Source organism: Candidatus Dependentiae bacterium (assembly GCA_026389065.1).
Lineage (GTDB): Bacteria > Babelota > Babeliae > Babelales > Chromulinivoraceae > JACPFN01.
The window spans coordinates 1-8423 of the sequence record JAPLIP010000029.1 but is presented as its reverse complement, the minus strand read 5'-3'; the positions used below and the strand labels follow the sequence as shown (position 1 = coordinate 8423).

The window sequence follows — 8423 nt, the reverse complement described above, 5'->3', positions numbered from 1 at the left end:
CTTTAAGTAAAGAGATTAAAAATTATAAAAAATGGAGGATTTGATGAAAAAAATGTTATTTGCGGGTTTTCTTAGTATGTCTTTAGGATTAGCCTGTGATCATATTTCTAAGCAAGATTTATTGCATAAGGCAATAGAAACGGGCGATATAAGGCAAGTCAAGTCTTTGATTAGAAAAGGAGTAGATTTAAATGCTTCTGATAATTATGGAAATTTCCCAATTAATATAGCGAGTAGTAATGACCATGTTGAAGTCATAAAAGCTTTGATTGCTGCTGGTGCAAATATAAATAAACAGAGTAATCTTGGTGGCTATGCGCCATTACATGTTGCTGCAGATAATGGTTTTTATGGTCCTGTTAAAGCTTTGATTGCTGCTGGTGCAAATGTAAATATTAAGGATAATCATGGCTATACGCCATTACATATGGCAGCAGAGAATGGAAATTTGGATATAGTTAGGGCTTTAATTAATTCTGGATCAAAATTAAATGTTAAGAGTAGTGATGGAACTATACCATTACATTTTGCGGCAGGTCTTAGACATTTAGATGTAACACAAGCTTTAATTAATTCTGGATCAAAATTAAATGTTAAGAATAGTGATGGTGATACGCCATTGCATTATGCTGTAGTTGGTGGTTGCTTAGACACAGTAAAAACATTAGTTAATGCAGGATCAAATCTAGCTATTAAAAATAAAGATGGTCAGACGGCAGCAGATATTGCAGAAAGTAAAGTCGATTCTGCAGATATGGAAGATAAAAATGACTATAAAGAGATTAGTGATTATCTTAGATCTGCAATGGCTTCTTTAAAAGGTGAGGCTGATAAAGTTTATAAATCACTTTAAAAAATAGAACTAACTACAATTTTGCCCGGGATGTGTTTTTTTTACATATCCTGGGCATATCTTTGACAAGTTACGCTGTTGATGCAGCCAAGACTGGCAAAAGTAGTCCAGATGTGTGTAACTCCATAGCTCATAAATGGCAGGGGGATTCCAACCACAGGCATTAAATCGAGCACCATGCCAATATTGATCATGGTTGAAAAAACAATAGGGGCTAAAAGGCCAAGGCACATCAGCTTTGGGTATAACGATGAGATAGTCGAAATAAGTCTAACGAGTTGTAAAAACAGTGAAAGGTACAGCAGTAAAACAAATATTGCACCAATAAATCCTGCCTCTTCGCATAGAACAGAAAATATACAATCGGTTCTACTTTCAGGCAAAAAACAAAATTTATTTTGAGTTCCTTTTCCAAAACCTTTGCCTAAAAGTCCACCAGAGCCAACCGCAATTTTTGACTGTTCGATTTGGTAGCGCTCTTTATTTCTATCTCCCTCTCCTAAAAAAACTAAGATACGTTTTTTTTGATACGGCTTTAAAAAGTGCCATGAAATTGGAGCTGTCAGGAGCAGTAAAAAAGCTCCAGCCATAAAGAACTTCATATCAAGTCCAGTAAACCAGAGCATTAATGATCCAGAAAAAAGAATAACCAGGCCTGTTCCAAGGTCTGGTTGTTTGACGACAAGTAAGAAACAAAGACCAATGATAGCCAGTGGTATTCCATAAGTTATGTGCTGAGCCTGCGTATCTTTTTCATTGTCGTGTAAAAAATAGTATGTGATAAACATGGGGAAAAACAGTTTGGCTAAATCAGAAGACTGGAATTTTATGAGCCCGAGATCTATCCATCTTTGTGCTCCCATCCCCACAGAACCTTTTATGAGCGTAAATAAAAGAAGGCCAATGGTTAAAATGTAGAGCCAATAACCAACCCGGCAAATCGTATGATAATCGATAAAGCTGCAAAAAAAATAGATAGCAATTCCAGATAAAATTCCACAGAACTGTTTTTTGAAAAATAAAGACATATTTCCATCTTTGCATGTGGTGCTAAAGACAAAAGAAAGGCCAATAATTGAAAGAATTAAAACAAGGCTTAGGCTTATCCAATCGAAGTAGCAAAGGTGTCGTTTGTTTACAAAAAGCATGTCGTTTATTTGTTGAAAGTAAAAGAATTTTAGAACAAAAAAATTATACGATTAAGGATTCTTTTTGTACACGTTTATTTTAGAGCTGAGTCTTGCGCTACGAGATAATCTCTTTGATGTGCATCCCCGAAGCATTTATAGAAGCAGTAGGGTTTGTAGTGTCTAATGTATCAAAGGGTGCAAAATGCGTAGTTCCTGGAGCAGAGTTCCATTCTGAGTAAAACAATGGATCATTTGTATGCCCCCAGAAATAAATACCTTTTACTGGAATTCCTTTATCCCTTGCAAGTTTACAAGCGTACAAAGTCATATCTATAAAATCTTTTTTTGTTTGAGGATTTGGAGTATTGCAACCAGTTTCAGTGATATAAATATCTTTGCCTGGGAATGCTTTGCTTGTTGCAATGATAGCTTCTAGTGTCGATTTTGCATCTATGACGCCTGAGCAATTGCTGCCTTCAGGATTCCATAAATTGAAATGAATTGGTGGATAAATACTTAATGCAATACCATCAAAATGTTTTTCAAAAGGCTTGATGAGCCTTACAAATGTGCCGTTATATTTCTTGTCAGCTATTTGGCAGATGACTTTTTCTAGCAATTGTCTTGGGTCTCCAGCTTGGTGAGCCGTTTTCATAGGCTTCCATTGATGAGAAACCAAAACCTTAACATTTGGATTTATTTTTTTAATTTCGATACTTGCCTGAACTTGAGCCAGGGTAATATTGGCAAAAAACTCTTCTTGGCTAATTTTGCACGAGAACGGAGGAAGATCATTGTTTCGAGCTATGCGGTATGCAAACGCGGTTGGTTGGCTTATGGGGCAAATATGAGTGATTTGCGGGCAAGATTTAACGAGCTCTGCGCAGTAGTTTGCAAACCATGGAATGTGGTGCGACTGCTCAAATAAATCTGGTATTGCTTGTGGGTTTGAGTAGTGATGCGCAAAAGCAACGATGTTTCCATTAAACCCAGCAAGGAAATGAGCTTGGTCTTGTAATTTTCTAGGGTCTATTTCAGTAGAATTATCTTTCAATGCGTCGCAAGCTTCAAGTGAAATTCTGTAGGCGGGTAGTGATCTGCAGCCTTGTTGGGTATTAAGATTTAGGCTGTTGCATTGTTCAGCCATCGCAAGTCTATGCGCTTTGGTAAAAACAGGTATGTTTTTAAATGCTGTGGTAAGAGTTTTTGATTTCTTGCAGCTTGGGCACTTTGTCATGGTTAATGTGTTAGCAGATTTGTTTTTAGCAACATTTTTGATTATAAATTCAATAGTTTTGGAGTCTTTTATAAGATCTAATTTTTCAGGGGTGGTTGTTTTGCGACAGTGTGAGCAGCTTGCTGATGGCAATGATCTGAGCACGTACCAAATTCTACCACTGTGTCCGAGCCATGCGCTTGGATCATTTTGTTTTTGAGAAACTTCTTGTAGCCTTGAAGCTATGTAGTCAGGATTAACGGTATTTTGACTTGAGCTTTGAGTTTGAGACATTGAAGTTCCAAAGCTGATTACAAATGGATTATTTTCATCTTTGTTTAGCTCTTGATAGGTCTGTTTTCCTGATGGAAATCTATTTTGAGAATCACTGTTTTGACCTAAGAATTCATGAGTTTGAGCAAAAGCTAGAATTAATAGCAGTCCAGATAAAGCAAGCGTTGATTTTCTCATAAAACATCCCTATAAAAAGTAAAAACAATCTATAAAGACTTTACTGTTTTATAAGAAAAATGCATCAGGTTGGGGTAATTTTCCAGACGAAGTAGCCAGAGTAGAGAAAGATTGACGTTGTTGAATTGATAGCGAATTGTAAATTTCGCTGTAGTAGGTTTTAAAAAACATAGAGAAAAAGAGTTCAATTTTTTTAATGCTTTCTTTTCGTATTTTTGTCAGATGAGCCATAACGCTTTCGATATCGCTATATGTTTTTGATACATATTGAGCAGCCTCTTTTAAATGAACATGCTTATGAAAATCCGTATCAAATAAAGTTTTTATGTCTGATATCGTTGCGATTGCAAGGGAAAATTCATTTTGTACGAGCATGAGTTGATCAGTAACCTCTTGTTGCTTTTTGCCCCATGAAATTAAAGAGCTTTTCAGGTCAGTAATTAATGTTTGAGTTGGTTGAGGATTTACTTGAAGGAGCTGTGGCCCAATAATTTTTAACTTGCTAAATAGTTCTTGAAAAGCTATTTGTGACTGCTTAATTGATTCAACAGCATATTCAAGCTTTTTGGTATCGTTTTTGCTAATTTGCATATTTGTTTGCCAAGATTCGCTCAGCGAGGGGGTATAAATATTGCAAAGTTCTTCTTGGATAGTGAGCTTTGCAAGAATCATTTTGCATGATTCTTGCGCTACAAAATAACTGAGTAAAATAAGATCAATAAGAGTTTCTGTGTGATGTGAGTTTGATAAAGTATCGATGTATGTTTTTTTCCAAATATGAGCATTTTGCTCAATGTTTTCATGGTAATCATCTTTGGCCATTAATGAATACACAGACATTGCAGATGCCAGGATAATCAGACACAAAAGACCATAAATCTGCTTCATTGCATCAACCTTTTTTGGACATTTCAAGATCATCGTTACAAAAAACATGTGGCATCAATTCTTGGATCGTTGTTTTCATGATGATGTCATCTAGTTTTGCAACAACGATAACAGCTTCCTTACAGAATTCATATATCATTTGTCTGCACGCTCCGCAAGGGAAAACGCCAATATTTGTCACAAGAATTAAGTGAGTAAAATTTTTATGACCTTGAGCAAGTGCAGAAAATATTGCAACGCGCTCTGCGCACATGGTGAGCCCATAAGATGCTGATTCGATATTAAACCCACCAATGAGCGCTCCATCTTGAGTTCTTAGGCAAGCCCCAACTTTAAAATTTGAGTATGTTGCAATGGCGTTAGCTTGCATGGACGTCGCATGCTCAATGAGGGGGCTTAGATCGATATTGGAAATGCTTTGATTGTTCATAGGTTTTATTTTCTTGTAGGGTTAAAAAAGATTAATTATAAATTATTTTTATCATCAGGCTCATAAAACTTTTGCCAGTCAGCCTCGTATTCACTTGACTGAGGGCCGTGCCATAACTCATCGACAATGTCTGGTCGAGATTTTACATATTTGTCGTAAGCTACTTTATATTTTAAATATTTTTCATGTTCGATTTTCATGTCTGCTAAGTCTTTCTGCGAAAGCTCATCTTTGCCAACTAAGTCAACATATCCTGAATCGTCTTGTGACAAAATTATAAAGTTGGGCTTTTGCTTGAGTACAATTTCTTGCCATTTTTCTACAATTTCAACATAGTTTTCTATCTTCATGTATAATTTTGGAATATCATCTCTACGTTTGTCTGAGTATGCATCATAACCTTCTTCAAAAGCTTCTTGCTCTTGTTGGCTTAAGCCTGATACTTTAGCTTGTTTTTTTAATTCCGACTTATTCCATAAATAAATGTTGTTTATATCTTCAGTTCTATCTAAATGTAACCATTCCCAACACATGCCGATTGATTTATATATCCTAGTAGGATCTTTGTCTCCCCATGCTTCTAAAAAAAATACTAAATTACTCAATAAAAAGTTTTTAGTTTGAGCTCCTTCAAAAATCCAGTATCGACTTTTGCTATCTGTTAACTTTAAAAATATTTTCATACCAGTTTTTCTTTCACTTTATAGGGTGCGGATGTAGTTATGTTTATGTCTTTTTCGTGTCTCTTTATTATGACCGTTAACTCTTTATCTTCTATTATTCCAAATTTTCCAATTTTACCACCTTCGACAGGGTATTCAGGAATTAATGGGTTATCAAAAATATCCCAACTGTTTTTGATAATTGTTTGTTCGTTCCAAGAAGCATGGAACTCTGTTTTTGTAAATTCTTTTCCAGTAAAGGAGTCCTCGAAAACAAACTCCCAGCAACCACTTGGCAGCTGTTGTTTGTTAGTAATCCGTACCAATCCTTTCTCTGCTAAAGCCTCAGTGCTTCCAGCTAAATGTCCTCCAGAAAATTCAATTTCCATAATCCCTAATTTTTTATTTGCAGAAAAAGAAACTTCATAGTTTAAAATATGATCCATGTTCATAGTAACTCTTTTTTTAAGCCATTTTCGATATTCCATTTTGGCTTGAATTGGTCGCGAAGCTTTTGATTTATAATAACGTTTGATTTTTTAACTAGGTTTTCTGCGAGAGTCTTAACTTCATTGCATAATTCGACGTTGCTCAGTGGAATTTGAAAACTGAATTCACCATTTATTAGCGGAATTTTAACGCCAACGTTTTCTATGTTTTCTGCAACTTGCGTAACGGACCTTGTTATGATTTTTGATTCTAAAGAGGCAATCCCAGCTTTTTCTAAAGACTCTGCAATTGGTGTAAGCTCTTGAGCAACGCTTTTTTGCATAAAAGTTTCAAGCTCTTGAGTTGCTTGAGAAATACTTTCAGCTGCAGATGCAAATGCAGGCTCATGGCCCATAAAGTCAGCAACATACTGTGTGGCTCTCATGGCTTTCGATTGTGTTTGTAAAATGCCTGCTACAGCTCCCACTGCTTGCGTTGCCTTATGCATAAAAACACAATCTGCAGTAAATTTGGTTGCCATTTTGACTCGCTGTGGACCCGTAGAATTTATAACACTGCCTTGTAAAGTCAGCGCTGCAGCACCCACTGTGTTAATTCTTTCTTGGAGTTGTTCTTGAGCAAAGGGCAAAGTAGCGCCAATTGAGTCTTGATCTGCAAGTGCCATAGTGTCAAGCACAAACCATGCAGCTTGGCTCAGGTTTTGGACAAGCTCTGCAGGATGAGTAACCATGTGCGCAAAATCCCAAACAGATTCTACCACTCCATCAGCCATTGCTTGAGCATAGATTGGGCCATTTTCAATTGTCCATTGGCCTATCTTGTAGCAAGTATTGCCTAAGTCGATTAGGTGCATCGCAAGAGGCATTGATTCAAATTGATTTGACCAATGGGCCGCATCGATGGAGACAGTTGCTGAATTTAGAAATGACGACGATAGCAAAAAGTTTTGTTGTGTCTTTGCAATATTTTCAAAGTTGCTACAAATTTCTAAGTGAAATTGCTGCTGAAGTGCAGTACCATAACAAAACTTATAATGGTTTGGTTGTAAATCACTAGCAAGTAAGTAGCCACAGGTTTGTGGTGAAAGGATAGTTTCTTGCAAGCTTTGGGCAAAGTTTTGATCTTGCGTTTTTTGCACAGCACACATTCTTTCTGACCAGACTGGTGAATTATCTGGCTCAGATCTTTCTTTGCAAAACTGATCCAAATATTTGTATTGATCTTCAAGCAGCTTAAAATCCTGCGGCAAGTACATACATTGCGCAGGATCTAATCCGCACTGACTGAGTTGAGTCTCAATAAATTCTTTTTGAGTCCTGAGTCGTAAAACTTTATGTTGCTCAGCTTTTTTAAAAATTTTAAGTTCTTCTTTTTTTTGCAGTTCGAGCAATTCTTGTTTATCTCGTTGCTCTTTTTCTAGTTTTTGTCGCTCTTGCTTTAAGGTTTGTTCTTTTTCGAGCTGTTTGAGTTTTACTTTTTCTTTTTGATCATACTTTTTGACAATGCGCTCATAGCCATCATTTTTTTTGGCCGATCTCCCATATCTTTGATTGCAAAACCATTGCCAAGTGTTTAGTGCTTGCTCTTTAGTTAACCCTTGGTCATGAATAATTAATCGCTCCAACTCTTCAAAACTGTAATGCTTTATAATTGCATGTAAACGGTTCTTGCTGCAACCATACTCATTGATGTGGCATTCATGCATGAACTGAGCAAATCTTGACTCCCCAATTTGGTTTTTTAAAAAAGCAAGAAACGCAAGATCATTAAGTTGTTCTTGGCTGTAAGAAAGGTGCTGGTTGCAAGGAAATGTTGTTTGATTTGAAGAAGAAGTAAAAAAACCAGAGCTGCTTGAAGAAGCCTTACTTTCTGTAGAGCCCTCAAAAGACTGTGAGTAAGAAAAGTTGCCGCACGATGCAGTTGCTTTATGGGGCGATTCTTTTGAAAAAGTTGTAAAGGTCATAATCAAAGACAAAAGATACAGATTTTTTTGTGCGAATAATTTTTTCATGATGCCTCCATATAATCTGATGAGTACAATAATTGTAAGCCTTTGTTTGTTGTCAGGCTATGAAATTGTAAAATATTCTGGTTGAAAATATCAAGAGTTGATAAAAACTGTTGCAAACTGATCGTGTGATATAGAAGTCTGAACAATATAGTTTTTAACAAAGGAGAAATTAGTATGGAAAATACTCAAAAAGTTGTTCAAGCTTCCTATGTACTTTCGATAGTGGTGCTTGGTTATTTTGTCATTGAACAAGTTGCGCGTTACTTTCAATTTGGTAGCACGCAACTTTTTTTATATTTAGGAGTTACTGGT

8 protein-coding genes are annotated in these 8423 nt (G+C 36.2%); 1 reads left to right on the top strand and 7 read right to left on the bottom strand.

Translation table 11 applies throughout. The features are described 5' to 3' along the window. Positions 1-43: 43 nt before the first annotated feature. Positions 44-853: an ankyrin repeat domain-containing protein gene (locus NTU89_01250; protein MCX5923172.1), complete on the top strand. Its 810-nt coding sequence runs from the start codon at positions 44-46 to the stop codon at positions 851-853. Positions 854-894: 41 nt separating this feature from the next. Here the strand turns inward: NTU89_01250 and rodA are convergent, their stop codons facing one another. The 7 genes from rodA to NTU89_01215 form a co-directional block, all read right to left on the bottom strand. Next, the gene (gene rodA / locus NTU89_01245; GenBank protein MCX5923171.1) at positions 895-2001 is read right to left on the bottom strand and encodes a rod shape-determining protein RodA; all 1107 of its coding nucleotides are present in this window, start codon (positions 1999-2001) and stop codon (positions 895-897) included. Positions 2002-2098: 97 nt separating this feature from the next. Continuing rightward, complete coding sequence (locus NTU89_01240) at positions 2099-3670, bottom strand: hypothetical protein (protein ID MCX5923170.1); 1572 nt, start codon at positions 3668-3670, stop codon at positions 2099-2101. A gap of 48 nt (positions 3671-3718) precedes the next feature. Continuing rightward, entirely contained in the window at positions 3719-4558 is an 840-nt protein-coding gene (locus tag NTU89_01235; protein ID MCX5923169.1) for a hypothetical protein, read from the bottom strand. A gap of 4 nt (positions 4559-4562) precedes the next feature. Beyond that, complete coding sequence (gene cdd, locus NTU89_01230) at positions 4563-4988, bottom strand: cytidine deaminase (GenBank protein MCX5923168.1); 426 nt, start codon at positions 4986-4988, stop codon at positions 4563-4565. Positions 4989-5023: 35 nt separating this feature from the next. Continuing rightward, positions 5024-5671, bottom strand: coding sequence for a hypothetical protein (locus tag NTU89_01225; GenBank protein MCX5923167.1), 648 nt, complete (start codon positions 5669-5671; stop codon positions 5024-5026). Next, positions 5668-6102 (bottom strand): hypothetical protein, encoded by a 435-nt coding sequence (locus tag NTU89_01220; GenBank protein MCX5923166.1) that lies wholly within the window; start codon positions 6100-6102, stop codon positions 5668-5670. Before NTU89_01220 ends, NTU89_01225 begins: the two co-directional genes overlap by 4 nt. Then, positions 6099-8111, bottom strand: coding sequence for a hypothetical protein (locus NTU89_01215; GenBank protein ID MCX5923165.1), 2013 nt, complete (start codon positions 8109-8111; stop codon positions 6099-6101). Before NTU89_01215 ends, NTU89_01220 begins: the two co-directional genes overlap by 4 nt. Positions 8112-8423: the final 312 nt, after the last annotated feature.

What these genes read in the sequence shown, in the direction of transcription:
- NTU89_01235 (MCX5923169.1), bottom strand. Translation starts at nt 4,558, where the DNA reads ATGAAGCAGATTTATGGTCTTTTGTGTCTGATTATCCTGGCATCTGCA.
- NTU89_01215 (MCX5923165.1), bottom strand. Translation starts at nt 8,111, where the DNA reads ATGAAAAAATTATTCGCACAAAAAAATCTGTATCTTTTGTCTTTGATT.
- NTU89_01250 (MCX5923172.1), top strand. Translation starts at nt 44, where the DNA reads ATGAAAAAAATGTTATTTGCGGGTTTTCTTAGTATGTCTTTAGGATTA.
- NTU89_01220 (MCX5923166.1), bottom strand. Translation starts at nt 6,102, where the DNA reads ATGAACATGGATCATATTTTAAACTATGAAGTTTCTTTTTCTGCAAAT.
- NTU89_01240 (MCX5923170.1), bottom strand. Translation starts at nt 3,670, where the DNA reads ATGAGAAAATCAACGCTTGCTTTATCTGGACTGCTATTAATTCTAGCT.
- cdd (MCX5923168.1), bottom strand. Translation starts at nt 4,988, where the DNA reads ATGAACAATCAAAGCATTTCCAATATCGATCTAAGCCCCCTCATTGAG.
- NTU89_01225 (MCX5923167.1), bottom strand. Translation starts at nt 5,671, where the DNA reads ATGAAAATATTTTTAAAGTTAACAGATAGCAAAAGTCGATACTGGATT.
- rodA (MCX5923171.1), bottom strand. Translation starts at nt 2,001, where the DNA reads ATGCTTTTTGTAAACAAACGACACCTTTGCTACTTCGATTGGATAAGC.